This window comes from Lyngbya sp. CCY1209, from assembly GCF_035615495.1.
GTDB lineage: Bacteria > Cyanobacteriota > Cyanobacteriia > Cyanobacteriales > Microcoleaceae > Limnospira.
The window spans coordinates 1-26,097 of the sequence record NZ_JAJENU010000573.1 but is presented as its reverse complement, the minus strand read 5'-3'; the positions used below and the strand labels follow the sequence as shown (position 1 = coordinate 26,097).

At 52.5% G+C, this 26,097-nt stretch carries 29 protein-coding genes; 21 read left to right on the top strand and 8 right to left on the bottom strand.

What is annotated here, in order from left to right; all coding sequences use genetic code 11:
• The 6 genes from LKE08_RS20300 to LKE08_RS20275 all read left to right on the top strand — a co-directional run.
• A partial coding sequence (locus LKE08_RS20300) for a hypothetical protein (RefSeq protein ID WP_324706074.1) occupies positions 1-812 on the top strand: 812 nt, incomplete at its 5' end.
• Positions 813-1,055: 243 nt separating this feature from the next.
• A complete protein-coding gene (locus LKE08_RS20295) occupies positions 1,056-2,141 on the top strand; it encodes an AAA family ATPase (protein ID WP_324706073.1) in 1,086 nt (361 codons plus the stop codon).
• Between the two features lie 826 nt (positions 2,142-2,967).
• A complete protein-coding gene (locus tag LKE08_RS20290; RefSeq protein WP_324706076.1) occupies positions 2,968-3,594 on the top strand; it encodes a Uma2 family endonuclease in 627 nt (208 codons plus the stop codon).
• A gap of 195 nt (positions 3,595-3,789) precedes the next feature.
• Positions 3,790-5,109, top strand: coding sequence for a VWA-like domain-containing protein (locus LKE08_RS20285; RefSeq protein WP_324706072.1), 1,320 nt, complete (start codon positions 3,790-3,792; stop codon positions 5,107-5,109).
• Positions 5,110-5,254: 145 nt separating this feature from the next.
• On the top strand, positions 5,255-5,485 hold the full coding sequence (locus tag LKE08_RS20280; protein ID WP_040935233.1) for a DUF433 domain-containing protein: 231 nt from the start codon (positions 5,255-5,257) through the stop codon (positions 5,483-5,485).
• The gene (locus tag LKE08_RS20275) at positions 5,482-5,814 is read left to right on the top strand and encodes a DUF5615 family PIN-like protein (protein WP_324706071.1); all 333 of its coding nucleotides are present in this window, start codon (positions 5,482-5,484) and stop codon (positions 5,812-5,814) included. The genes LKE08_RS20280 and LKE08_RS20275 overlap by 4 nt, the downstream gene beginning before the upstream one ends.
• 802 nt (positions 5,815-6,616) lie before the next feature.
• Here the strand turns inward: LKE08_RS20275 and LKE08_RS20270 are convergent.
• Complete coding sequence (locus tag LKE08_RS20270; protein ID WP_324706070.1) at positions 6,617-7,555, bottom strand: isoaspartyl peptidase/L-asparaginase; 939 nt, start codon at positions 7,553-7,555, stop codon at positions 6,617-6,619.
• A 128-nt stretch (positions 7,556-7,683) separates the two neighbouring features.
• Positions 7,684-7,836, bottom strand: a complete 153-nt coding sequence (locus LKE08_RS20265; protein WP_324706069.1) for a DUF2256 domain-containing protein — start codon at positions 7,834-7,836, stop codon at positions 7,684-7,686.
• A gap of 53 nt (positions 7,837-7,889) precedes the next feature.
• Between LKE08_RS20265 and LKE08_RS20260 the strand changes: the two genes are divergently transcribed.
• On the top strand, positions 7,890-8,705 hold the full coding sequence (locus LKE08_RS20260) for an RNA methyltransferase (RefSeq protein ID WP_324706068.1): 816 nt from the start codon (positions 7,890-7,892) through the stop codon (positions 8,703-8,705).
• Positions 8,706-8,765: 60 nt separating this feature from the next.
• The gene (locus LKE08_RS20255) at positions 8,766-10,277 is read left to right on the top strand and encodes a serine hydrolase (RefSeq protein ID WP_324706067.1); all 1,512 of its coding nucleotides are present in this window, start codon (positions 8,766-8,768) and stop codon (positions 10,275-10,277) included.
• Positions 10,278-10,431: 154 nt separating this feature from the next.
• Here the strand turns inward: LKE08_RS20255 and LKE08_RS20250 are convergent, their stop codons facing one another.
• Positions 10,432-10,764, bottom strand: a complete 333-nt coding sequence (locus LKE08_RS20250; protein ID WP_324706066.1) for a 2Fe-2S iron-sulfur cluster-binding protein — start codon at positions 10,762-10,764, stop codon at positions 10,432-10,434.
• Between the two features lie 199 nt (positions 10,765-10,963).
• Here LKE08_RS20250 and LKE08_RS20245 point away from each other — a divergent pair, with 199 nt between their 5' ends.
• The 7 genes from LKE08_RS20245 (at position 10,964) to LKE08_RS20215 (ending at position 16,738) form a co-directional block, all read left to right on the top strand.
• Entirely contained in the window at positions 10,964-11,191 is a 228-nt protein-coding gene (locus LKE08_RS20245; RefSeq protein WP_324706065.1) for a hypothetical protein, read from the top strand.
• Between the two features lie 290 nt (positions 11,192-11,481).
• Complete coding sequence (gene cimA, locus LKE08_RS20240; RefSeq protein WP_324706064.1) at positions 11,482-13,107, top strand: citramalate synthase; 1,626 nt, start codon at positions 11,482-11,484, stop codon at positions 13,105-13,107.
• A 482-nt stretch (positions 13,108-13,589) separates the two neighbouring features.
• Positions 13,590-15,323 carry a biosynthetic-type acetolactate synthase large subunit gene (ilvB, locus tag LKE08_RS20235; protein ID WP_324706063.1) on the top strand — a complete coding sequence of 578 codons (1,734 nt, stop codon included), beginning with the start codon at positions 13,590-13,592 and terminating at the stop codon, positions 15,321-15,323.
• A 165-nt stretch (positions 15,324-15,488) separates the two neighbouring features.
• A complete protein-coding gene (locus tag LKE08_RS20230) occupies positions 15,489-15,677 on the top strand; it encodes a hypothetical protein (protein ID WP_324706062.1) in 189 nt (62 codons plus the stop codon).
• A gap of 117 nt (positions 15,678-15,794) precedes the next feature.
• Positions 15,795-16,037 carry a type II toxin-antitoxin system RelE/ParE family toxin gene (locus LKE08_RS20225; protein ID WP_324706061.1) on the top strand — a complete coding sequence of 81 codons (243 nt, stop codon included), beginning with the start codon at positions 15,795-15,797 and terminating at the stop codon, positions 16,035-16,037.
• Between the two features lie 105 nt (positions 16,038-16,142).
• Positions 16,143-16,391 carry a hypothetical protein gene (locus tag LKE08_RS20220; RefSeq protein WP_324706060.1) on the top strand — a complete coding sequence of 83 codons (249 nt, stop codon included), beginning with the start codon at positions 16,143-16,145 and terminating at the stop codon, positions 16,389-16,391.
• Positions 16,391-16,738: a type II toxin-antitoxin system PemK/MazF family toxin gene (locus LKE08_RS20215; RefSeq protein ID WP_324706059.1), complete on the top strand. Its 348-nt coding sequence runs from the start codon at positions 16,391-16,393 to the stop codon at positions 16,736-16,738. Before LKE08_RS20220 ends, LKE08_RS20215 begins: the two co-directional genes overlap by 1 nt.
• Before the next feature lie 81 nt (positions 16,739-16,819).
• Here LKE08_RS20215 and LKE08_RS20210 read toward each other — a convergent pair whose 3' ends face one another.
• Entirely contained in the window at positions 16,820-16,969 is a 150-nt protein-coding gene (locus tag LKE08_RS20210; protein ID WP_324706058.1) for a hypothetical protein, read from the bottom strand.
• Between LKE08_RS20210 and LKE08_RS20205 the strand changes: the two genes are divergently transcribed.
• From LKE08_RS20205 to LKE08_RS20195, 3 genes are all read left to right on the top strand, one after another.
• Positions 16,955-17,083 carry a hypothetical protein gene (locus tag LKE08_RS20205; RefSeq protein ID WP_324706057.1) on the top strand — a complete coding sequence of 43 codons (129 nt, stop codon included), beginning with the start codon at positions 16,955-16,957 and terminating at the stop codon, positions 17,081-17,083. The genes LKE08_RS20210 and LKE08_RS20205 overlap by 15 nt on opposite strands.
• A gap of 350 nt (positions 17,084-17,433) precedes the next feature.
• Positions 17,434-17,853 carry an adenosylmethionine decarboxylase gene (gene speD, locus LKE08_RS20200; RefSeq protein ID WP_324706056.1) on the top strand — a complete coding sequence of 140 codons (420 nt, stop codon included), beginning with the start codon at positions 17,434-17,436 and terminating at the stop codon, positions 17,851-17,853.
• A 696-nt stretch (positions 17,854-18,549) separates the two neighbouring features.
• Positions 18,550-19,452 carry a choice-of-anchor L family PEP-CTERM protein gene (locus tag LKE08_RS20195; protein ID WP_324706055.1) on the top strand — a complete coding sequence of 301 codons (903 nt, stop codon included), beginning with the start codon at positions 18,550-18,552 and terminating at the stop codon, positions 19,450-19,452.
• A 245-nt stretch (positions 19,453-19,697) separates the two neighbouring features.
• On the opposite strand, the gene LKE08_RS20190 is transcribed toward LKE08_RS20195, so the two are convergent.
• From LKE08_RS20190 to LKE08_RS20180, 3 genes are read right to left on the bottom strand one after another with little or no spacing between them, the layout of a single operon-like run.
• A complete protein-coding gene (locus tag LKE08_RS20190; RefSeq protein WP_324706054.1) occupies positions 19,698-22,133 on the bottom strand; it encodes an exonuclease domain-containing protein in 2,436 nt (811 codons plus the stop codon).
• A 7-nt stretch (positions 22,134-22,140) separates the two neighbouring features.
• Positions 22,141-22,365 (bottom strand): hypothetical protein, encoded by a 225-nt coding sequence (locus LKE08_RS20185; protein WP_324706053.1) that lies wholly within the window; start codon positions 22,363-22,365, stop codon positions 22,141-22,143.
• A gap of 60 nt (positions 22,366-22,425) precedes the next feature.
• On the bottom strand, positions 22,426-22,692 hold the full coding sequence (locus tag LKE08_RS20180) for a hypothetical protein (protein WP_324706052.1): 267 nt from the start codon (positions 22,690-22,692) through the stop codon (positions 22,426-22,428).
• A 30-nt stretch (positions 22,693-22,722) separates the two neighbouring features.
• Between LKE08_RS20180 and LKE08_RS20175 the strand changes: the two genes are divergently transcribed.
• Entirely contained in the window at positions 22,723-24,246 is a 1,524-nt protein-coding gene (locus tag LKE08_RS20175) for a SagB/ThcOx family dehydrogenase (RefSeq protein ID WP_324706051.1), read from the top strand.
• Positions 24,247-24,328: 82 nt separating this feature from the next.
• Here LKE08_RS20175 and LKE08_RS20170 read toward each other — a convergent pair whose 3' ends face one another.
• Positions 24,329-24,730 carry a Fur family transcriptional regulator gene (locus tag LKE08_RS20170; RefSeq protein ID WP_324706075.1) on the bottom strand — a complete coding sequence of 134 codons (402 nt, stop codon included), beginning with the start codon at positions 24,728-24,730 and terminating at the stop codon, positions 24,329-24,331.
• Positions 24,731-24,797: 67 nt separating this feature from the next.
• Between LKE08_RS20170 and LKE08_RS20165 the strand changes: the two genes are divergently transcribed.
• Both LKE08_RS20165 and LKE08_RS20160 read left to right on the top strand, forming a co-directional pair.
• Complete coding sequence (locus LKE08_RS20165; protein ID WP_324706050.1) at positions 24,798-25,397, top strand: rhomboid family intramembrane serine protease; 600 nt, start codon at positions 24,798-24,800, stop codon at positions 25,395-25,397.
• Between the two features lie 84 nt (positions 25,398-25,481).
• Complete coding sequence (locus LKE08_RS20160) at positions 25,482-25,883, top strand: hypothetical protein (RefSeq protein WP_324706049.1); 402 nt, start codon at positions 25,482-25,484, stop codon at positions 25,881-25,883.
• Positions 25,884-26,097 lie beyond the last annotated feature (214 nt).

Sequence of the window (26,097 nt, the reverse complement as noted above, 5' to 3'; positions counted from 1 at the left end):
TGATGCTAACCGACCTGAGTGGACTGACTGAACCTGTTATCAGTCCGCAGATTTCGCAGATTTTCGCAGATTGGGAAACTGTACTTATGTCTATCACATCACGAAGTTTGCAAAAGCTCCTTCGGGAGAATATATCGGGGGAGAAACCCCTCAGCATTGAGCCCGAACAGGCTCGGGAATTAGCCGAAGACTTGTGGGCGCGAGTTGAGCCGATCGCTGGCGCAGAGCGCAATGATAACTGTCACCATTACTATCGTTTTCAAGGGGGAGCAAGCGCGAACCAGACACCCAGCAACACCCTCTGTTGTTGTGTTCTGCTCACAGAATCACAGGAGCGCTGGTATCGCAATCAGACCCATTTACATTTGGTCAGGAGTCCGGAGCAACAGCTTTGGGTAGAATTGGGGGGAGAGCGATCGCCTGCCCCCGTTTCTGATATTAGTGAGGTGGTTGCCCTGGTGCAAGCCTTTATGCGGCGAGTTGAGCGGCAAAAAGCACAAGCTGCCAAGCGCCAAAAACAGAAAGACTTGAAAGTGCAAGCGATCTTGGCTCAGGTGCGTAAAATTGCCAAGGAAGATCAATTTGACTTTGCCACCGAAGTCGATAGTATTAAGCTTAAGCTGATTATTCGTCTGTCTGACAACGACTACTTTGCTATTTTGATTCCCTTTAACCAGTTCAAGGAAGTGCTACCTAAATTGCGAACCGCAATTCAGGCTCTCCGCGAGACTTACAACAGTGGCGTTCGCTTTAAAACCCATCTCAAGCGAGGCTATGGCCGTTCTAACTGGATTCGTCATCAGGATTTGTAGTTCAGTCGGGTGGGTTGGGCTCCGCCGTAATTTTTCGGAAAAACCCACAACTTTTCATCCGCGCCGTAACCCACCATTTCCTTTTTAATGCACAGTGACCGTGCTAAAAATGTAGGTTGAGTTGAATGATAGTGAAACCCAACCAATTAGACTGGTGTTGGGTTTCGTTCCTCAATCCAACTGACCGGAAAATAGCTGGATTCGTCATGAAGATTTATAGTAAACGGTAGAAGGTAAAAGAAAATGATTCGTATTGACGCCCGCGAACTCTATCAAGTTCTAGAACTGACCCCACCGGAGCAAAATATTCTCCTGGTGGGCAAGCATGGTATTGGCAAATCCGAAATGATTAGCTATTTCTACCGTCAGCGCCGCAACCTGCCCGTCATCCCCTTCTTTTTGGGTCAGATGAGCGATCCGGGGGATTTGATTGGCTTGCTCCATAAAGATGAGAAAACCGGGCGATCGGTTTTTTTACCTCCCTACTGGTGGCCCGAACCCGATCGCCCGGTGGTGCTATTTCTGGACGAACTCAACCGGGCCCGCCCCGAAATTTTGCAGGCGGTTCAAGACCTTGCCCTCAACAAAACTTTGGCTGGTAAACGCCTGCCTCCTGGCAGTATTGTCATTGCTGCGGTGAATGCGGGGGAAGAATATCAACTGACGGAACTCGATCCGGCTCTGGTGTCGCGGTTCAATCTCTACGAGTTTGCGCCGACGGTGGAAGATTGGTTGCTCTGGGCTGCTAAACAGGATATCGATTCGCGGGTGTTAACATTTATCCAACAGCATCCAGAATATCTTGATGGTGATAATCCCGATGCGGATGCGGCGATCGCCACTGCCGGCTTGATCAAAACTCCCGATCGCCGCGCTTGGGTCAAAGTTGCGGATTTTCTTCGCCATCATAAAGATCTGCAAGAAATTCACTTCAAACTGATTGCCGGTATGGTGGGGACTCGCGCCAGTCTCGCCTTTCGCCAAAGCCTCGCCAACCAACGGGGTTTGGAACCCGAGCAACTCCTGTTACAATATTCCAAGCATTCAAAACATCTAAAAGATCTGGAAATTCAGGACTTTGCCAGTTTGAACGAACGGATTTTACTTTGGCTCAATACTGGGCATTGCCCCGAAAAAAAAGCGGATCATGCCCGCAAGAATCTGTTAAAATATCTCCAGTATCTCCAGAAAGCAAAACAACAGGAGGCGATCGCCCATTTTTCTTCCCTGATTCAGGGATCTAAATTTAGTGATGCTATGGGGTTTATTGCCGAATCGATGGATCTGATTGATTTCTTGTCAGAATATTTGGAAGCGATCGAAGTGTAAACCGCCGATCACCCATTACTCATTCCTACTGTATGACGAGGAGACGAAAATGGTTCAACCTAAAAAAGAAATCCAAGTAAAAATGACTTACGACTTTACGGTTAAGATTCTTTCAGGTTCGTTAACAGGCCGTCAATTTACGGGATTTTTTACCTACGACCCCTCAACCCTGCAAGGGGAAGGAGAAGAGACTATTCTGGCTGAGGAAGTTAAATTTAAGTATTTGAGCCAATATACTCGTCAGAAGCAACACGCTCGCCTTGCGTTCAAAAATGGAATATTTCAGAGAATGATTTGGGTGGATGGGAAACAAACCGAACGATTTGGCTTTAATGCAGGGTTTAATCGATGGCAGTTTGGCCGTCCTAATGAGAATTTCATCAGACAAGGAAAAGACTATTTTGGCTATTTGAATCCTAGAACTTTTGTTGATGGGGCAGGAATTGTCAGCTACACATTACGAGAGCCAGTTTTGTCCGGCGATTCTCGTTCCGAGACGCTGCGCGATCGCAATTCTCCAAAATTACCCGAACAAATAGAAGAATTGGAAACGGTAACAGAAGCCACCAGTGGGGTTTTATTACGCTGTGATAAGATTTCAGGGAAATTGCGAATCCGGGTGATTTCTGAGGGATATAATCCAGAATTAAATGTGCAGTTTCCTCGCCGTTTGCGGGAAGAGGGGGCGACTTATGTAGTGGATGAGGTGGAATTGGTCAGCGATCGCAAATTTTACCGTCCTTTGGGCAAAATTCGCCGCCTTGTGTTACCGAAAAAGCTGCCCCTAGTTAAAGCCACGGGATCTGAACAGGATTTAGAAACGACGATTGCCACTCTAACCACACCCCTATCGTTCGATAAATTTGTTGACTGGTATCCGGAAAATGCGACCTGTAAATACGAATTACACAATGGGGCGATCGTCAAAATACCTTTAGGAACTGGAGAACATTCTAGTGTTATTGGTTTTATGGCTGGCGAACTCCACTTTGAGATTCGGCGATCGCAATTACCTTATGCAATCCCGGGGGATTGCTTACTGAAACCGATCAATGACGAATCCGGCTACCAACCTGATATTATTGTTCTGAATAAAGCGCAACTAGCCGAGGAACCCCGTTGGCAGAAAGAATCGATTATTACGAAGGGAAATTCCGTGGGACTGGCTATAGAGGTTGTCAGTACAAACTGGCAAGATGATTATCTGAGGAAAGTCGGGGAATACGAACTGATGGGGATATCCGAATACTGGATTGTGGATTATTTAGGTTTGGGCGGACGACGGTTTATCGGCGATCCCAAACAACCGACTCTCTCTGTTTATCAACTGGTGGATGGGGAGTATCAGGTCACGCTGTTTACCGGAAACGAGAGGATTAAATCTTTAGCTTTCCCGGAATTGCAACTGAGTGCCGCAGAGATTTTTGCCGCCAAAACTATAACAGACACATGAATTCGATCCCCCCCAACCCCCCTTAAAAAGGGGGGAGAATCTGCTCCCCCCCAGCCCCCCTTGAAAAGGGGGGAGAATCTGCTCCCCCCCAGCCCCCCTTGAAAAGGGGGGAGAATCCGGAAGTCCCCCTTATTAAGGGGGATTTAGGGGGATCATTTATAACTAGCAACTTGGGTTAAGTATATTAAATGCGATATGAAGATGAAACCGATCGCCCGTTACCGTATTGCTCGAATTGTGGAAAAGTGGCTACTTGTTGAACCCCTGTTACTGGCTGTTTGGACCAGTCACGCCTTAGTCTCTGAGCCGCGCATTCAAACCATTCGCGTGCAACGGGGTAGGATTGAGTACAATCCGAATTTTATCGCGCAATTGAGCGATCGCCACCTGGAAGCCACCCTGCGCTTTGAAGCGCTACGGATTCTTCTCAAACACCCCTACAGTCGCCGCCAAGCGCACTCCACCATTAGCTATACTGCCAGCAATTTAACACTCCAAGAATACTTGCAAACCGAGTTGCCGTTTCCTCGATCGCGGGATGTTTTTGGCGATCGCACCTATGACCAACAATTCTTCGAGTTCTACTACCACAAATTGCTCGCTCTAGTTCCCCCCTTTTTAAGGGGGGCTAGGGGGGATCAACAGTCCCCCAGTTCGGAGGGGGAAGCATCCGGCACACCGATGGCAGGGACGGGTACAGCCGAAGCGATGGAAGCGTCCGGACCCGCTCAATCTGACTCGTCTGATTCGGAATCTGAACCAGCTTCAACCCCTGGTAATCGCCCCCCGGATCTCCTAGAAGTTTATACCGACGCCAATTTGAGCGGTGTGGAAAATACCGATCAGTGGGATCGAGATGAATTATTGAGCGATCGCCTGGATGACTTGGTGAAAATGGCTCAAGCTAATGACAGTTGGGGCAGCATTGGCGGCAAATTGCGGGAACAGATTTTGGCGAATCTGCACCCGAAGCTGGACTATCGGGCGGTTTTACGCAAGTTTCGCACCTCTATCCTCAGCCAACAGCGGCGGCTAACCCGGATGAAACCGAATCGCCGCTATGGGTTCGCCTATATGGGCAGTCGTCGTGATTTTACCACCCGATTGTTGTTTGCTATTGATGTGAGTGGCTCGATGGGAACTAAAGAGCTACAGCAGGGGTTTTCGGTGGTTAATCGCTTTTTTAATTATGGCGTGGAGGCGATCGATGTGATTCAATTTGATACGGAGATTACAACCGATGTGATGACCTTCCGTCGTGCCCAGCGGGAAGTGCAATTAACGGGACGAGGCGGAACAAATTTTGCCCCGGTTTTGGCTTATCTGGACGAACATCGGGATTATGATGGTCTAATTATTTACACGGATGGTTATGCTCCCTGCCCTCAGCCGCCCCAGAATCGGCGGACTCGGATTCTGTGGTTGTTTGTGAGCGAGACGCATTACCGGAGTTGTTATCCCAATCTAGAGCATCTGGGGGAGGGGGCTTATCTTAAAGCGAGTGCTGCACAATGAAGGAATCGGGAGCGTGAGGAGAACGTCACAATAACTAAAGGAGTTGCGATCGCATTGCAGATCGGCTCTAGAAGTCTTCTCTGTCTGCGGGAAGCAAAAGTTTTCGATATAATGCTAAGTATACATTTTTCACTCATGCCAGTTTATGAACTACCGAGACATCATTACAATTGAGCCTGAAAAACGGGGTGGTAAGCCCTGCGTCCGTGGCTTGCGGATTACAGTCTATGAAGTGCTTGAGTACCTGGCATCCGAGATGACTGAAGCAGAAATTCTCGACGATTTTCCCGATCTGACGCGAGAAGATTTAAAAGCCTGCATTGCTTATGCTGCTGACCGCGAACGTCGGTTTATGACTGCCCCATTATCCCCATGAAATTATTGTTTGATGAAAATCTATCGCCTAAATTACCAAACCGTTTGAGCGATCTTTTCCCAAACTCGCTTCACGTTCGAGATGTGGGCATGAAAGCGACAATCGACCCAATGGTTTGGGATTATGCAAAAGATAATGACTTAATGATCGTCTCGAAAGATGCCGATATGCACGATCGGAGTTTGGTATTTGGAAATCCACCGAAAGTGATTTGGCTTCGCCTTGGGAACTGTTCGACATTACAAGTTGAAAATTTGCTGCGTCGAGAGTTTGGCGCGATCGCATTATTTTACGAAGATGAGACTTTATCCCTGCTGGCTTTATCATGATGCGCCCGGCGTTTACCTAGTGCGATCGCAGACATTTTGTTGTGCGATCGCTTGCTAGACTCCCACTCCAAACAGCCAGTACGAATTGATCGGCGATCGCACGATACCAGACCCCAATATGGTGGGGAAATATCTGATACCTATTATCCATTACCACGCGAAGTATATGTCCGACAGCAGCTTTAAAACCCTTGCCAACGAATTTGATATTTATCTTAATACCAATAGATTTTAATCATCAGACTTAAAATATTTCGGATGTACAACTGACGACTCAGTTATCATCGGCATATATATTAGCCTGTCTGATCTCACCAATCCACGAAGCGAGGATTTTTGCTATGAGCTTGGGAATAGATTCCCAAGCGGTGTTGATATCTCAACCGTTTAGTTCCGAGCATTCAACCGGATTTGAGATTATTTCCGACAATCAAAGCGCGATCGCTCAACTCACAGCTCAACTTTTAAAACCCTTGTAAATTCCAAATTTAAATGTGGTTGATTTTCAGATAGCAGTGTGAAATGATTCGCGAAAATTTGAGCGGCTCAAAGCCCCCAGAATTGGGGGTTTGGGGGCTAGAATATTTTCAAATGACTCCCGATTGCTATAGTGCCAGATTCCCAAGTTATAGCGCTGCGTGCGGTTATTTGTACCATCAAGAATCGAGTCGAACCCGGTGCGTTCCCAACTCTCGCCGACCCACTGAAGCGATCGCACATGAGCGGGAACGCCCCCTAAAATTGACTCTGAGTCCCCCTTGTTAAGGGGGATAATGGGGGATCGTGTTAGTCCCCAATCGAATTAAACGACAAACACTTGAGTGCCGGGTTCTGCTTCCAAACTGTCGGCCATTTTCTCGCCGTCGTGGAACGCCGCCAACACCACATCGCTGGTTTTCCCCCAGGCGATCGCACCCGAGGCGTCGAGGCCGATCGCACCCAGATCTCGTTGATTTTGGGTCGATTCCGCAAACGATCGCTCGAACGCCTCCTTCAACGACAAACCGTCCGTCACCCGAATCACAATCTTCGCCGCCAGACACTCGTCGATGATATCCTCGCCGATGCCGGTACAACTCACCCCGGCTTTGGCGTTGGCATAATTCCCCGCCGGCATCGCTGAATCGCTGACCCGGCCGATCCGCTCAAACCCCTTGCCACCGGTGGAAGTGCCCGCCGCGATCGCGCCATTTTGATCCAACGCCACCACCCCGATGGTGCCGCGGCCCGCCTCGGCATCCTCGGCCACCACGTTCGCCATTTTGCGGTTAAAATCCTGCTTGCGGTCTTCGATCCACTCGTAGAGGCGACGGTCCGTCAGGGGGTCAAACTTCGGTACATTCAACTCCCGCAGCAATTCCGCCGCGCCGTAATCCGACAGGACGCGATCGGGGCACGTTTGCAGGAATTTCGCCAACTCGATGGGATTTTTGACCCGCGAGACGTTGATCACCCCGCTGAACCGCTGCAACGTGCCGTTCATCAACGCCGCACTCATGCGGATCTGTCCGTCGGACTGCAACACCGACCCCACCCCGGCGTTGAACAGGGGATCATCTTCGAGCAACTGAGAGCCTCGGACGACCGCATCTTCAGCCGCCGTCCCGTTTTCGAGCCGGCCGTAAACTTCGGCCAAAATTCGCTGGAGAGAATTGCGGACGGTTTCGACGCCTCCCTTACCTTGCAGGGAACTCCCGGCTCCGCCGTGTATGATTAATTTGGGTTGCACCTTAACACTCAACAAATGAAACGATCAATTATTCAGTGTCTCACCCCATCGCAACTTTTATGAGGGTGTGGGAAAGTCAAAATTCCCGACTCCCTACGACCGACTCCCGACTCCCTACGACCGACTCCCCACTTCCCGTTTCAATTGGAACTTGATCGCCGCCGCCGACACCGTTCCGAGCAGTATTTGACCTCATCCCAACAGTCCGCCCACTTCTTGCGCCAAGTGAAGGGGCGATCGCAGACCGGACAAATTTTGGTGGGCAGGTCGGACTTCGAGGGCTGACGCGCCATGTTAAGTTATTTGAGTGGGTAATGTAATAAGTTGAAATATTATATCATTTTCGATGTCGCAGACTCCGGGAGAAGCAGCGTTAGACAAAATACGGATCGTTTTGGTGGAGCCGGCCGGGGCCTTGAATGTGGGGTCGATCGCGCGGGTGATGAAAAATATGGGATTGCGGCAACTGGTGTTGGTGAATCCCCACTGCGATCCCCGCGGCTCCGAAGCGCGGCGGATGGCCGTCCACGCCGCAGATGTTCTAGAATCGGCGACAATTGTGGACAGCTTGCCCGAGAGTCTGACGGGGTGTCAGCGTGCGATCGCCACCACGGCCCGCGATCGCACGGGTCTGGGAAATATGGACACCCCCCGCCGGGGACTCTCCTGGCTCCTCGACGCCCCCGCCGCCCTGATTTTCGGCCCGGAAGATCGGGGGTTGAGCAACGAAGAACTCAACTACGCCCAACGCACAGTCCGCATTCAGACGGGCGACGCTTACCCCTCCTTGAACCTGGCCCAAGCCGTGGCCGTCTGTTGCTATGAATTGCGGCAACTGGCCGAACCGGACATCAATTCCCCGGACGTTTCCTCCCCCTCGGATGCCCCCCTGGAACTGCTCGAAGGATATTACCGGCAACTTGAAACCCTGTTGCTCAAAATCGGCTATCTCTATCCCCACACGGCCACCAGCCGCATGGAGAAATTTCGGCACCTGTTCAACCGCGCCCAACTTTCGGCCTCGGAAGTCGCCATGTTGCGGGGTATTCTGTCTCAAGTCGAATGGGCGTTGACCAACCTCCCCCGGGACGCGGTTAGTGATACCCTGAAAACGTCGCCCGACCCTTCGGGGGGCGAATCGTGCGATCCTCCGGAGCTCTAATCTCGGCAAGGTCAGTCTTGAAGCCGGAAGTTGTATTGTACAGTTTGTGATTATTTTTAGGTGTTAGGTGTGGCCCAGCGGTATCCCCGTCGCTCATTTTTATCGATCGTATCCCAGTGGGGGTCCAACTCCAAGCGGTCCAGAGGCTCCCGGCGCCGTCCTGACCGGCGACGGCAGCGATCGCGCCCTTCCCCCCAATTGCCGCCTTCGGATCTGCGTCCTTGGCCGGAGAATTTACCCTCCGGACAGTATCCGCCGGCGAATCCCAACCGACGGGCGTCCGTTGATCCGGTGGTGGCCCAACTGCGACGGCAACCGCCGCCGCCTCGGAAGAAATCCCGGCGCCGACAACCCCCCCCGAACCGCCGTCGGGTGCAACCGCCTCCGAGGGGCGGTTCTCCGATGCGATCGGCTAACGTGGTGCCGATGGACGGCGCGAGTCCGGTTCCCCAACCCCAGAATGTCAATTCTCGGGAACAACCGCACCCCCGTCCGAAACGGCGGGTCGTCCGGCGACATCGCCCGGTTTCGCCGATGGTTTACGGCGCCCGCCTGCTGATTTTGGGGATCGGCATCGGCGTGATTTCGGGGACGGTTCTCTCGATCCTCAATTCTTTGGGCCGTTCGAGTGCCGGGGCGATGGCGGAGGCGAATTTGGCATCGGAGGAAATGGAAGCGGGACAGGTCAATGATACTTTGCCCCTGTCCCTGCAATTCAATCGAGAAATGCGGGAGTTGAAAACACAAGTGCAAACCCTCGCCGAGGAAACCCCGGAAATTGACCCCGGTTTGATGGTGCTGGATTTGCAGACGGGGAACTATGTGGGGTTGGGCGATCGCACCCAGTTTCCCGCTGCGAGCACGATCAAAGTGCCGATTCTGGTAGCGTTTTTTCAGGCGGTGGATGCGGGGGAAATTCGCCTCGACGAGATGCTGACGATGACAGAAGCGGACGTCGCCGGGGGGGCGGGGGAGTTGCAATACCAGCCGACGGGAAGCGAATACACGGCCTTGGAAGTGGCGACCCAAATGATTGTCATCAGCGACAATACGGCGACCAATATGATTATCGATCGCCTCGGCGGCGCCGAGATCCTCAACCGGAAATTCCGCAGTTGGGGGCTCCAGGATACGGCGATTCGCAACCCGTTACCCGACCTCGACGGGACGAATACGACGACGCCCCGAGATCTGGTGAGCTTGATGGCCCAACTGCACCAGGGGGGGTTGCTGTCGATGACGTCGCGCGATCGCTTGTTGCGAATTATGGTGCAGACCGAGAATGACAGTCTCTTGCCCGCTGGGTTGGGGCGGGGTGCGATTATCGCCCACAAAACCGGAACCCTGAGAATGCTACTCGGGGATGTGGGGTTGGTCGATCTGCCCAACGGAAAGCGCTACATTCTGGCGGTTCTGGCCTCCCGACCGGACGAAGACATGGCGGCACAATCCCTGATTCAGGAGATGTCCCGCACGGTTTACGAGTATTTCGACCGGGACCCCGCCGCCATACAACCCGAACCCACCCCCCTCGACATTCCCCTGGAGGAAGGCGACCAAACGCGGGAATAGGGAATCAATTGCGATCGTTGTCAATTGTCAATTATCACTGATTAATTCTCAATACCCACCCCCTCGACATTCCCCTCGAGGAAGGCAAGGAAACGCGGGAATCGGGAATCAATTGCGATCGTTGTCAATTATCAATTGTCAATTATTAATTGATTCAAGGTGTCCATTCGGTATCGGAACCCTGCCCCCAGAAGCCCTCATATTTGGTGACGCGGACATCGCCGAGGACTTTGGTTTGGCAGGCCAGACGGCGCCCGGAGGACGGGGAGTGGGGCGGGAGGGACATCCGGGTTTTTTCCCGCCACTGGGGTTCGGAAACTTCCCCCTCGACGGCGACGCAGCAGGTGCCACAGGTGCCGATGCCGTGACAGTTGATGGTGGATGCCTGGCCGTTGTAGAGGTCGATGTCGTTGTCGAGTAAGACCTTGCGGAGGTTGGCTTCGCGATCGCAGGTGATGGTTTTCCCTTGGGCTTGAATTTGTGGCATAGAATGCACTCCTAAAATCGGTTTTGTTAAAAAAAGCGGATGCTGACAATAATGATAGTAGCAAAACCGGATTTTTGGGAGCACCCGGTTTTTGGGTGCAATATAGCTCTCAGGTATCAGCTTTTGGTCAGTCGCCCCAAATTGATAAATATCGGGCTGGGGCGATGTCCTCGTCGATCCCATCGGGCGATCGCCATCAATGCTCTATTCGGAAATCGATTCGCAATCCTATGCGAGAGGATTTGTGCTGGTAGGGGCGCCTGGCTTGCGCCCTTGGGAATTGATTCCCAAGCGGTTCGGATATTTAACCGGATTCGATGTGATGGATCGATTCGGGTCGTTTGATAACTGTCGCCACATCTTCAAAACAATTGCAATCAATGATATCAATGCCATTGGCGAAATCATTGAAATTAGATTTCTCTGACATCGGATATTTGAGTCCCAATCGAGTTTAACACCAAAGAATCGAAGCGCGATCGCCCGTTCATAATTTTTAACACGACCGACATCAAATTGATGAGATAATTTGAAGTTCAACAAAACGGGGGAATGGGCTGGGGGGAAGGCGCGATCGCCCGAATGTGAAAATAAAGTTTAGATCTGCCCGAATGGCAAGTCTTCATTCCATACTGAAAGGCGGGGGTAAAAATGTGTCCGCTCCGCCATGAGTCAAATCGCGCCGCCGGACACCGCACCAACTAGCGAAGATCAGCCATGAGTAAGCCACTTTGGATCTATGACACGACCCTGCGAGACGGAGCCCAGCGCGAAGGAATTTCCCTCTCCCTAGAAGATAAACTCCGCATCGCCCGCACCCTCGACCGCCTCGGGATTCCCTTTATCGAAGGGGGTTGGCCCGGTGCGAACCCCAAGGACGTGCAACTATTCTGGCGACTCCAGGAAGAACCCCTCACCCAAGCCGAAATCGTCGCCTTCTGTTCCACCCGCCGCCCCAACGTCCCCGCCGCCCAAGATCCCGGCCTGCAATCCATCCTCTCCGCCGGCACCCGCTGGATTACCACCTTCGGCAAATCCTGGGATCTGCACGTCACGGAAAGCCTGAAAACCAGTCTGGATGAAAACTTGGCGATGATTCGCGATACCGTCGAATTTTTCCGCAGCCAGGGGCGCCAGGTAATTTACGACGCCGAGCACTGGTTCGACGGCTACAAGCACAACCCGGACTACGCCCTGGAAACCCTGAAGGCGGCGGCGGACGGGGGTGCCCGGTGGCTAGTCCTCTGCGACACCAACGGCGGCACCCTCCCCCACGAAGTCGCCGAAATCACCCGCATCGTCGCCGAGGCGGTTTCCGGGTGGGGTGAGGACCGGCGCCAAATCGGCATCCACACCCACAACGACTCCGGGACGGCCGTGGCCAACGCCCTAGCCGCCGTCATGGAAGGGGCGGAAATGGTGCAGGGGACCGTCAACGGCTACGGGGAACGGTGCGGCAATGCAGACCTGTGCACGCTGATGCCGAATTTGCAATTGAAATTGGGCTATTCTTGCATGGAACCGGAACAGTTGAAACAACTGGCGGAGTCGAGTCGGTTCGTCAGCGAGGTGGTGAATTTGGCGCCGGACGACCATGCGCCCTTCGTGGGTTTGTCGGCCTTCGCCCACAAGGGTGGCATCCACGTTTCGGCGGTGGAACGCAACCCTTTGACCTACGAACATATCGCCCCGGAAACGGTGGGAAATAAGCGGCGAATCGTGATTTCCGACCAGTCCGGGTTGAGCAATATTTTGGCGAAGGCTCGAAATTACGGTATCAACCTCGATCGCGACGACCCCGCCAGTCGCAAACTCCTCCAAGAGTTGAAAGAACTGGAACATCAGGGCTATCAATTCGAGGCGGCGGAGGCGAGTTTTGAACTGCTGATGCGGGAGGCATTGGGGACTCGGAAACAGTGGTTTGAAATTCGCGGTTTTCAAGTACACTGCGATAAGTCAAATGTGGAGACTTGCAATGCTTTGGCGACGGTGAAAGTGATTGTCAGCGATCGCGAAATATTGGAAGTCGCGGAAGGCAACGGGCCGGTTTCGGCCCTGGATGCGGCCCTGCGAAAAGCCCTGCAAAATTTCTACCCGGAAATCGCGGAATTTCAACTGCGGGATTACAAGGTGCGGATTTTGGACGGGCGGGCCGGGACCTCGGCGAAAACCCGGGTGTTGGTGGAGTCGAGTAACGGACACCGGCGATGGACGACGGTGGGCGTCTCCTGCAACATCCTCGACGCCTCCTATCAGGCGGTGGTGGAGGGGTTGGAATACGGGTTGATGTTGCAGTGGCAAACGAGTCAAGATTCGGTGACATTGACCGAATCGAAGGTGTAGGGAGAATCCCCCTCAATCAGCAAGGCTCTTTCATTTTCCCCCGAAAAATGGCTGGGGAAGCAGAGGAAGCAGAGGAAGAGGGGGGGAGAGGAAGATTTTTCAGAATGAAAAGGTATTCTTAACCCGAAAAAACTTTCGCCCCCTCCCCCCGTCACCGATTCTCCCCGTCTCCCACGACAATTTTTAACCGAGAATGAAACGGCTCTGCCCTTAATAAGGGGGACGTTGAGTTGTGTCCTGCGTGTCGGCGGATCGAAAAGCTGAAAAATTGATGATAACTGAGTCGGGTGGTGATGGAGATCATTTATAGTCTTTGTAGCAGTTGGAGCGATCGCAAAACCGGTCGGGACATCGGCAAATTCCCCAAATGGCTCGGAGTCAAACTTCGACTTTCGGCTGACCGCTGATAGCCGGCTGCTGAGAGCTAGATCTCAACCCGCAGTTTGGATTTCCCACAGACCCATTTTGAATTGGAGAAAACCATGCAAAATCCCAAAGAAGCCATCCAACGAGTGACGGGTGCTTTCGCCCTCATCGACAGTTTGAAACGCCACGGCGTGCAGCATATTTTCGGATATCCGGGGGGTGCAAATCTGCCCATCTACGACGAAATTTATCGCGCCGAACAGGCGGGGGAACTCAAGCACATCCTCGTCCGCCACGAACAGGGCGCCGCCCACGCCGCCGACGGATACGCCCGGGCGACGGGGAAAGTGGGGGTCTGTCTGGCGACGTCGGGGCCGGGGGCGACGAATTTGGTGACGGGGTTGGCGACGGCCTACATGGATTCCGTGCCGGTGGTGGCGATCACTGGGCAGGTGCCGCGGGGCGCCTTGGGGACCGATGCGTTTCAGGAAATCGACATTTTTGGCATTACATTGCCCATCGTCAAACACTCCTACCTGGTGCGCGATCCGGCCGATCTGCCCCGGGTCGTCGCCGAGGCGTTTCACCTAGCCGGCAGTGGCAGGCCCGGACCGGTCCTGATCGACATTCCCAAGGACGTGGGGAACGACCCCATCGACTATACGCCGGTGGAACCGGGGACGGTGCGGCGGACGGGATACCGGCCGACGGTGCGGGGCAACCCCCGGCAGATCAACCAGGCGTTGCAGTTGATCTCGGAGGCGAAGAAGCCGTTATTGTATGTGGGCGGCGGGGCGATCATGGCGGCGGCCCACCCCGAAATTGCCGAATTGGCCGATAAGTTCCAAATTCCGGTGACGACGACGCTGATGGGGAAAGGGGCCTTCGACGAAAATCATCCCCTGGCGTTGGGGATGTTGGGGATGCACGGGACAGCCTACGCCAATTTTGCCGTTAGCGAGTGCGATTTGTTGATCGCCGTGGGGGTGCGGTTTGACGATCGCGTGGCCGGGACCGGGGAGAAATTCGCCCACGATGCCAAGGTGATCCACATCGACATCGACCCGGCGGAGGTGGGGAAAAACCGGACGACGGACGTGCCCATCGTCGGGGACGTGCGGCAGGTGTTGGGGGATCTGTTGCAGCGGAGTCACCAGTTGGGGATGGAGGGGAAGCCGGAACAGACGCGGGAATGGTGCGATCGCATCAAGGAGTGGCGATCGGACTATCCCCTCGATGTCCCCCAACCGGAGGACGGGATATCGCCCCAGGAGGTGCTGGTGGAACTGGCCCGCCAGGCGCCCGATGCCTTCTACACCACGGACGTGGGCCAACACCAGATGTGGGCGGCGCAATTCCTCAAAAACGGGCCCCGGCGGTGGATGACGAGCGGCGGTCTGGGGACGATGGGCTACGGCCTGCCCGCCGCCGTGGGGGTGAAGGTGGCCCAGCCGGACGATGCGGTGATTTGTATCAGCGGCGACGGCAGTTTCCAGATGAATATGCAGGAGTTGGGAACTCTGGCCCAGTATGGCATCGGCGTGAAGGTGGTGATTTTGAATAACGGCTGGCTGGGGATGGTGCGGCAGTGGCAACACCTGTTTTATAGCGATCGCTACGAGGCGACCAATTTGGAGGAGGGGACGCCGGAATTTGCCCGCTTGGCGGACGTTTACGGCATCGAGGGAATCACGGTTCGCCGCCGGGAGGATCTCCAAGGTGCGATCGCCCAGATCCTCTCCCACAACCGCCCGGTGATTTTGGATGTCCGCGTCACCCGCAACGAGGACTGCTACCCGATGATCGCCCCGGGGCACGACAACCGCGACATGATGGGTTTGCCGAGTTAGGATAAAAGAAAACCCGGTTTCTTCGAGTCCCCACCAGATGCTTAGAAACCGGGTTTCTATCAATATCTCGATGGAGAACCAAAGTCGCTTCTAGAAACCCGGTTTCTTTTCTGATTTTTACCATCTAGCCCAATCTTAAAGCTCAATTAGCAATGGAAAAATGCGATGAAAGGAATTCAATTTGTCGTCAATGAAGCCGGGGAGAAGCAGGCGGTTATCATTGATTTGGAAGAGTGGGGGGAGTTGTGGGAAGATTTTTATGATGTTTTGGTTGCCCATACCCGTCAAGATGAAGAAGAAGTGTCTTGGGAGGAGTTGAAGCAAGAAATCGAGGCTGATGCTAATGGCGGATGAAAGTTATAGCAATCGGAAACCATTTGTAAAATTGTCCGGCCCCCAAACCCCCAATACTGGGGGCTTTGAGTCGATCAATTTTTCACGAATCATTTCACACTGCTATATACCGTTCGCTTGGAGAAGTCGGCGGCTAAGGAGTTGCGAGGGTTGAATATCGAACTTCAGTTACGCATCGGCTCGGCGATCGATAATTTGGGTCTAGAACCGCGTCCCGAAGGGGTAGTAAAGTTGAAGGGAGACGATAATTCCTATCGGATTCGGATCGGTGATTATCGGGTTGTTTATGCGATCGACGACCGCAATAAAATCGTGCGTATCATGCGCGTGAGGCATCGGCGGGATGTTTATCGCAGTTAAATCGAAATCGCGGTTGTCTGGGTTGTAGATGCCCAGAAACCGGGTTTCTTTTCCGAATCCGTGGTTAGAATAGTAAAAATACCACAAATTTAGGGGAAGATTGACATGATTTCGCCCAAATTGTTAGAACTGGCTCGCGAAGTCAGAAATCTATCTTTATCCGAACAACAATGGCTGCTGGAACGGTTGGCAAAACAGGTGCAAAGCCAAACCAAAAGCACGGGCAAATTTTCCGACCCTTCCGCAGTGGAACGACAACTTCAGGAACTTGCGGAAGATCCGGATATTCAAAGAGAAATCGCGGAAATTAATCGAGAATTTGCAATTGCAGAAATGGACGGACTAGAAGACTGATGACGATTCAACGAGGAGAGATCTATTTTGTCAATCTAAACCCAATTCAGGGAAAAGAACAGGCGGGAACTAGACCCGTTTTGGTCGTATCTATAGATGCTTTGAATCGATTGCCCCTCGTTGTGACGGTCGTTGTGGGAACAAAAGGCGCGAACATTCGTAGAGATTTACCAACCAATATCAGAGTTTTTCCCGAAGAAAGCGGACTGCCTTTAGAAACAGTTTTTCTCTGTTTTCAAATGCGCTCACTCGACCAAAATCGATTTCCCAAACAGCCGAGCGGTCGATTATCTCTCGAAAAAATGTTAGAAGTTGAAGAGGCGATTCGCTATTGTCTGGGTTTGTAGATTCCTAGAAACCGGGTTTCTATCAATATCTTTGCTTCTCCACCGACACGCTCTTAGAAACCCGGTTTATTTTCGGACAAATCAAACCTCTTGCAAATAGTGATATAAATTGGCGATCGCCAGGGGTGACGCCGGGTTGAGGTGTTTGGGAATTAACGCCGTGTAGCCGGCTTCTCGGGCGCGATCGCTGACGGTTTGAATGTAGGTTTCCCGCAGTTGCGGACTCATCATGCCAACGCCACCCCCGAACAACTGAAAGCCGAAATCGAATGGCTCGATCGCCAAAAGGAAAGCCTCAAACAAGTCCAGCAGGAAATCGAAGCGGTTTTAAACCCAGCCGGTTGAGTCCCAATGAGCCGTCAAAGTCCCCCTTATTAAGGGGGATTTAGGGGGATTTTTCCCTTTGCAAGGCGGGAGAATTGAACTCAAAGTCCCCGTTTGAGTCGAAGCGAAGTATCCTTCACCCGGCCAAGTGACGGGCCATGCAACCGTAATTTAAAGGAAGATGAACAACGGTTCGGGGTTACTTTTGCAACTGCGCTAAAATGGAGACGGCTGAAAATGGAAAAATGGTCCCAGGGACAGTCCGGCTCGGTGGAGCGATCGCCCCCGGGGTCGAGAGGTGGAGGAACGGTCCATTTTGAGCCCAAACCTGTCCTTTTGTAACCCAAAACTGGGGGGTGGAAGCACCAAAAATGAAACAACTCGGAACCCATATCGTCGTGGACGCTTGGCAATGTCCCGCAGAGGTATTGAACGATCCGGACCGCATCCGTCACGCCTTATTGGATGCGATCGCCGCCGGAAGCGCGACCCTCATCGATCTCTGCGTTCACCAGTTCAGTCCCCACGGCGTCACCGCCACGGCCACCCTGGCCGAATCCCACATCGCCATCCACACCTGGCCGGAATACGGCTATTTTGCCGCCGATTTATTTTTCTGCGGACAAGGCGAACCCGACAAGGCGGCGGAGGTGCTAAAAACTCGCTTGCAGGCCAAACAGGCGCGGGTGAAGGAATTCTGTCGCGGCATGGATTTGGAACCCGCCGCCATCCCCGGCCATCTCGTCCTGGAACCTGCATACCATTCAAATTCGACACTGTTGAGCATTTAAAGCCACATCCTACTGCTACGTCAGACTTAATACGTTGGGTTGCCGAAAGTCAAAGAAGTTTCTGGGAAGGACTGATGCATCGAGTCGATCCGGCATTTGAGTACAGACACGGCAGTAGGATTTTGTCGTGTCTTCTTTCACTCTCAGGCCGGTCGGACTCAAACGCTACATCGAGTCGTTTCGCGTCGAATTGAAAATTTCAGTAAAGCTATCCCCCTATCTTTATAAAGATTCGGTAAAGCCATACATCGAAAGTTGACCATATAAACACGGTTATGTAAGATAGTAATTGAACTGGAGCAGCGACATTTTTTATAAGGTTGTGTTTGCCGACCGGATTTCAAAGCCCAAATTAAATTGCAGTTTAGCGGTAGATTTAAGAGCCAATTTACAAAGTCGCTGAAAGGCTTTTTTTGACTGGACTTCCCCAAAAAATATCCGTCGAATATGTAAGAGCGCTGCTGCCTTGTTCGCGAACTATTCAAGTATCTTTAGAGCGGATTTATGATGCCCTTTAAATCCCGGCGTTGCAGGACATCATTGGCAACGTTTACGGGGTTTGTGGACTGCCAAAACTGGATTTTGGCAACGGATTAAAACCGATCCGGACTGGGTTTACCAATCAGCTCTTCAGGTGGTTTGGACCGACCGGCTCGCAGCGTGACAAGCTGAAAACCCTGAATCGGGAGAAAAAAAATGAAAATCGATCGAAAAATCGTTCAAAAAGCATCGATGCTCTTAACCGGAACGACGGTCTTCTTCTTGGGAGCAACAGGTTCAGTTAAAGCGTTCGATATCACTCCCACCAGCAACGGTGAGACTTTAGTTGACAATATCTTGGGTGAAGGCATCACAGTCGTACCGGGTTCTGTTTCATATACTGGTGCCGAGTGTGCATCGGGAACATTTACTGGCGGAGCGGCATCTGGTATCGGCATCGAATCCGGAATCCTCTTAACCACCGGTTGTGCGACTGATGCAGCCGGACCCAATACCTCGGATGCGACGACAACCAGCAATGGGTTTTTCGGGGATTCCGATCTGAACGCTCTCATTCCGGGGTATATGACCTACGATGCAACGATCCTAGAATTCGACTTTGAGTCGGAAGGGGGCGACCTGTTTTTTAACTATGTCTTTGCCTCGGAAGAATACAACGAATATGTCAACAGTTCATTTAATGATGTTTTCGGCTTCTTCCTCAATGGGGTTAACATTGCCCTGATTCCGGGAACTGATACGCCAGTTGCAATTAATACGGTCAATAATGGGAATCCGTTCGGCGGGATCAATGCCAGCAACCCCGAGTTGTACAACAACAACGATTTCAGTGATGGCGGCGGAAGTTACAACATTGAGTACGACGGTTTTACAAATGTCTTTACCGCCAAATTTTTGGACTTGACTCCGGGAACTCACACGATCAAATTGGCGATCGCGGATGCCGGCGACCCGTTTTTGGATTCGGGCGTTTTCATTCAAGCCAATAGTTTTTCTGACAAGAAAGGAGTTCCCGAACCCACTTCTGTCTTCGGTCTGTTGGCCGTCGGCGCTTTGGGGGCGACCGCTTTCAAGGGCAAACAGAAAACCGCTCGTTAGGACTCACCGAATAGAATAGAGGTATAAACTCACTCAGAGCGGGTGGAACGGCTTTTGAGAATCGGGAATGGGGAAATGGCTTTCCCCATTTCCCAACCCTTCATCGCCAGTTCGGCTCATCAGTGGTGTCGGGTGCGTTTCCCCGCTATTTATCAGCGGTCTGAATAGTCGCGTTCGGTGCGTGCCCACCGATTCATTATCGGCGAAGTCGGCCGGTGACGGTCGGGAACGCACCCTACAATTGGCTACAACGTCAGTTGGGTGAGGTTTTGGAATAGCCAATAGTCCTGATAGTCCAACAGCAGGATATCGATCGCTTCCTCTAAATCCACGTCCAAATCGCGGTTTTGGATATCGACGATCGCCTGATAAATTAACTCGAAGGTGATGCGTTTGTCGCGATCCAACAGCAGGAAGTGGCCGTTATTGGCGTGGCAAAATTTCTCGAATTCCGCCTGACTGGATTTTCCGGAAACCAGATCTTCTCGTGCATCCCGGCACAGGTGAAAGTGGATGTCGGGCCGATCGCTCAACAGTTCATTGAGATTCCGAATCCGGTGATAAAACCGGGTGCCGCTTTGGTGCAAAAATGCGATCGCGAATAAGTGGGTGGAGGTTCGGATCACCAAATGCTCCGGAAGCACCCGCTTTCCGAGCCTCAAAATCTCCACGTCCAGGGGGGATAACACCAATTTCAACGATTCAATGATCGTCGTCAATTTCCCGAAATCGTCGCTCTCGGAAATGATCGCCGGTTTGCCGTAGTTGCTTTCCAACATCCCCCGCTGCGATCGCAAATAATCCTCGAATTCGCTCCGCACCGAGGTTTTGATCGGCGATCGCGCCGCCATGCCGCTGGGGAAGACGCGGACGATATTTTCCCCGTCCGCCAAGTTCAACATATTCGCCAACTTGGCGACAATTTCTTTCAGGTCTGTCACTTCCTCCGTCAACTGGTTGATCTGCTTTTCCATCGTCGCCAGCACCCCGTGGGAGTTGGATTTGCTCGGACGCTTCGGCAGGGCAATGCCGTCGATTTTGTAGCGGTAATAGTCGGCGGCGGCGTTCAAAACCGAGCGGATGGAAGGCCCGCTCAAAATATCGCGAATTTCCTGGGGTTCAAATAACTCGTCAATGGTGACATCCTGCACTTCGGATTTCAGGTTTAGCAATTGCTTCAACTGTTCGTCGGACGGCTTGTTGAGGAGGATTTGAGATTGGGAGATGCGATCGACAATGGAACCGTCGAAAACGAGTTGGAACTGTTCCCAGCGATCGGGAAATAAGTTTAAAATAATCAAACTGTTGGGGACGTGGGTGAAAATTTCCTTCACCGCCTCGCCAAAACTTTGCAGCAGCCGTTCGTTGTGCTTTTGACTCAACCCCTCCAACTGATCGAAAATAATAATCAGGGGCTCGTCCAACAGGGACAGTTTGCCGAACACCTCCAACGCCGCCAGGGAAATTTCTTCCCGACTCATATCCTCCCCCCAGCTTTCCAAACCGACTTTATCCAGTTCTTCCTGGGAGACATCGTTCATCGCCAACCACTGGGTGATGGTTTGGCGGCGTTTGAAGTCGGTGTAACCGCAAAATCGGATGATTCCCCGCAGCACTTTGGGGGCGTATCCAGCGGAGGAAAATTGGCGAATCCACCAGTCGGACGCCCGTTTTTCGATGTGTTGCCAATAGTCCCGTTTGAGGCGGGTGTCGTCCTTGCCGAGGTCGGTAAACAGTTTTAAATTGTCATCTTCGATCAGTTCGAGCAACCGCTCGTCTTTTTGGGTTTGGGGGGTGGAATAGGAGTCCGAATCTTTGATGATTTCGGCAAAACTGTTGGCGAGTAAATGTTCGAGTTGGGTGTGGTTGCTGTCGGGGACTTTTTGGATCAGGGATTCCAAAATCCGGCTGTAGGTGTGGAAGAGGACGGTGTCGGGATTGTTGGGTTGGCGGATGAATAAAAGCCGGTTTTTGGCGAGCAGGTCTTTTGCCAGTCGCATCATCAAATGGGTTTTTCCCGAACCCGGTTCCCCGATGACGACGGCTCCTTTACTCTGGTGGTTGACATCGTTTTTAATGTCGGATAAAATGGATTTTAATCGCCCAAATTCGGCTTCAAAAATGCCCCGAAAATCGACGTGATCTTGGAAGGGCGTATCGACCCGGCTCGTCCCGAAAGGGTTGGGGTGATGTTGGAGTTTGGTTTTCAACAGTTCATTGGTCATGCGTCTGTAAAGTTGGTAGGTGAAAAGGGCGTCGTATTTTGCCCGGTGGGCGGAATCGCTTTTGACGGTTTTGCCGTTGTTCCTCAGATTTAATTGTTTGCTGATGGTTTCCAAGGCGTGGCTTTCGAGCTTGGGGAGGTAGCGCTGGGCGAGTTCAAAGCTGCATTGAAAGGTGAGGTGAGGGGGGGTGACACCGGCGGCGCGAAAGGAGTTGCGGAGCACTTCGATATCGTGGCGGGCGTAGTGACAGATGATGGTTTTGGATTCGGCCAATTCCGCGAACTCGCTCATGATGGTTTTGAGGGGTTTGGTTTGGTTGAGAATGGCGGGATTTTGGCGGTGCTTTTCGTCGAATGCTTCGTAAATTAATTGACCCTGATGATCGACGATCGCGACTTCTCGGAGGACGGGTTGTCCTTCTGTATCGATTACAATAAAATTGGAATTCGGTTTCATGGGCGGTTCAATTAATAAGTATATATACGGATTTCATCCGTCCCAGCCGAGATCGGGGGGCGATCGCCGGACGGCAAGAGCAACCCGTTTTTAGCTTACCGTTATTTTGCCACATCGGGCGATCGCCAATCGACTTGCGATCGGGGTCGGGTCGGGAAACATTTTTAGGAGTCTGCCACCAGAATAGCCGATGCCGGCGGATCTTCTCAATTAAAATTGAGGGTTCGGACATCAATTCCGAATCTCGGCCATTTCTGCGATCGCCCGAATTCTGATAGGAATGGGTAAAGTTTTAAGACAAACCGAGATCGAATCGGCTGCGAATGTTGATGTCAATTTCATCGCCATCGCGATCGCTTGCGGGGGACGACGCGGAAGCCGATTTGAGAGTTCCAAAGTCAGCCGTCGAGTCAGAAGCAGCGATCGTCTCATGCCCTCCCCACATCTCACATCCCGCCACGCCGCCTTCCCCGGTGCGAAAATCGAATGACTGCAAACTTGGAGGATGCCGTTTAGACTGAAAGAATACGGAAGCGATCGCCTTCCATATTTTCAGCACCTCTGTTCATCCTCCACTACCGTGCGTCCTATGTCAGAACCACCCGTATCGATCGCCCAATACTACCACGAGCGGACCAAATACGACCCGGATACCCTGGCTTCCAAGAGTCAGCAGTTGGACTGGAGCAAACAGCCGATCCCCTTCAAAGAATACAAAATCGGCACCGTCTTCGATCTCAAACCCTACCTCCGAGAAACCGCCGATTCGGGAAACGGCGAATGGCGGCGGCTTTCCCGCCTCTTACTCCACACTTACGGACTGACGGCCAAAATGTCCACCCCGAACGGATTTCACTACCTCCGTTCCGCGCCGTCTGCCGGGGGACTCTACCCCGCCGAAGTCTATCTCGTCTCCCGGGGGACCCCCGAACTGCCGGCGGGACTCTACAACTATCAAAGCCTCCACCACTCCCTGGTTCAATTTTGGGACTCCCAAGTTTGGCCGGAGTTGCAGGCAGCCTGTTTCTGGCATCCGGCATTAGAAAATACCAAACTGGCGGTCGTCGTCTCCGCCGTTTTCTACCGTTCCGCTTGGCGGTATCAAGATCGCGCCTACCGCCGCATTTTTCTCGACACCGGACACCTGATCGGGAATTTGGAACTCGCCGGATCGCTGAGTTCTTACCGCCCCCATCTGATCGGCGGATTCGCCGACGAAGCGGTAAACGACCTGTTTTATTTCGACTCCAAAATAGAAGGAACGATCGCGATCGCGGCTTTGGCGGATTTGTTGGAAGTCGATCAAAACCTCCCCAAAGCGAGAACCGCCCTCCCCTCCGCCACCCAGACGGACTACCCCAACATCCCCGACGGAGAACTGCTCCCCCACCTGCACCGCGCCACCCAATTAAAATCCGATACCTCCGGTTCTCAGGGTTGGAAATTGTCGGCGGAAGATGAAGAACGGGAGGACAAATATAACTTTCCCTTCTGCACGAAAGTTTCCACGTTCAGTTCCCCCATCGACTGGGGCAAAGAACTTGAAGGATTGGAAACCACCATCAAACGCCGCCGTTCCACCCGGGGTTATAGCGGGGGAAATTTGAACTTGGAAGAATTGCTGGCGCTGCTGGATTTTACCTACCAACACGACCACTACATCGGCCAGGGTTTGGACGGTTCGCCGGACTTTTTCGACCTGAGTTTGATCGAGTCATTCGTCGCCGTTTCCGGGGTGAACGGACTGGAAGAAGGGTGCTATTATTACGCGCCAAAAGCCCAAGAATTGCGGCAGATTCGGTTCAAAAACTTCCGGCGGGAGTTGCACTATCTCTGCTTGGGACAGGATCTAGGCCGGGATGCCGCCGCCGTCCTGTTCCACACCGCCGATTTGAAAAAGGCGATCGCGAAATACGGCGATCGCGCCTATCGATATTTGCACATGGATGCCGGCTATCTGGGTCAGCGGCTCAACCTCGCCGCCATTTACCTGCGGCTCGGCGTCAGTGGCATCGGCGGATTTTTTGACAATTTAGTGAACGAAGTTTTGGGCATCCCCACCGATGAAGCCGTCATCTACATCACCACCCTCGGACGGTTGCGGGGGAATTAAAGTCAATTTCTAGCCCCCAAACCCCTAATTCTGGGGGCTCCCCCAAACCCCCAATTCTGGGGGCTTTAAGCAGAGCGGATTTTCACCCATCCGATCGCCCCTGTTTTTTCGCGCACTCACTGCACAGCCCGAAAAATTCCAAAGTGTGGTAGTAAATTTTAAAATGGTGGGCTTCTTGCAACGTGGTTTCTAAATGATGAACCGGACATTCATTGATGGGGATAGATCGTCCGCACTCCAGACAGGTGAGGTGGTGTTCGTCCTGCAGGACACAACTGTAAACGGATTCTCCCGTCGGCAGGATGCGGACATGAACCAAACCCTCCCGCTTCAGGGCATCGAGCGATCGATAAACCGTCGCCAAACCGATGCCCTGTCTGTCTTTCCGCATTTCCAGATACAGATCTTGGGCGGAAAGCGATCGCCTCAAAGTTTTCAGTTTGCTCAAAATTCGCTCTTGGCTGCGGGTTCGGCGGGTATTCATCATTTGACAAGCGTTCAATCGGTGCCTCTAGGCTATCTTATATGGAGATGCGCGTCGATCTTCGCTTATGTCTCAACCCGTCAAATCCTCATCCTGGACTGCAATGCAGCCCGATCGCCTCTACAACGGCGTCTTCGCTTTGATTCTGATCAATTTGGTGCTGTTCGCGGGCGATCGTGTCCTCGGCTTGCCCCTGCAGTGGCTCTACCTCAACCACAACAATCCCGCCTGGTATCAGTTCATCACCTCCATGTTTCTGCACGCCAACTGGGCGCATATCTCCGGCAATCTATTTTTTCTGTATATTTTCGGCAAAATTGTCGAGGAAGACGAGGGGGCGATCGGTGTCATTTTAACCTATCTCGTCTGCGGTTTGGGTGCCAATCTCATGAGCCTAATCTTCGATCGCGGCGTGGATTTTTCTTTAGGGGCGTCGGGCGCCGTCTTCGGACTGTTCGCCGTCAGCGTTTTAATCAAATTGAGTTGGAACTGGCGCAAAATTCTGGAAGCGATCATTTTAGGTCAATTCGTCATCCAACAAGTGCTATTTGAACTGCGGCAAATCGGCGTTCAAAACGGCATCAGCCACACCGCCCACCTGGGCGGCGCGTTGGTGGGGGTAACGTTAGTGATGGTGTTGTGGCGGGTTCAGGAGAAAAGGGAGTAGGGAGTCGGGAGTCGGGAGTCGGGAGTCGGGAGTCGGGTGCGAGGCTTGCACCCCACGGGTTTTTTATTTTGTTGATTTGACCAGATGGAGATTACTAAAGGAGCCGCGATTCGGCTGATTTGCCTGTTTTTGCTTTTGGCCGTTTTTTTGATTTGGGGATGGAATGTCGCCCCCCCAGACCGCCCGGAAGCCGCGGTCAGAAATGCCAAAATTTTGGAGGCAATTTATAACCTAGGCAATTATATCGAAGCGGGGATTTGGGGGATGTTTGCCCTGGGTTTCGCGGGGGCGGCAACCCGAGTAACCGGAAAGGCGCGATCGCTCCGATTGATAGCCTCTCTAACTTTTCTTTTATTCGGATTATCCGATATCGTGGAAGTGCAAACGCGAGCTTGGTGGCATCCGTGGTGGCTGTTTGCTTGGAAGGTTTTATGTGGCATTACGATGGTGGTTTTGTTAGGAATTTATTGGCGCGATCGGCGGTGAAAAAAGCAGAGACAATCTTTGCATCAACCTCTCGGTGTCCTCTGTGTCTCTGTGGTTCAAACCTCCGGCCAAACTTTGGGTATTTAAGATACTCTTAATTGCCGGTGGGTTATGTAGTCATTAGTAGTAGACTGTTGCGGCTAAAATGAGGCAAAATTCCCAACGGAGCATCGGGCATCTTGCCTGTGGATTCAGATCCGATCGCCTCATTTAA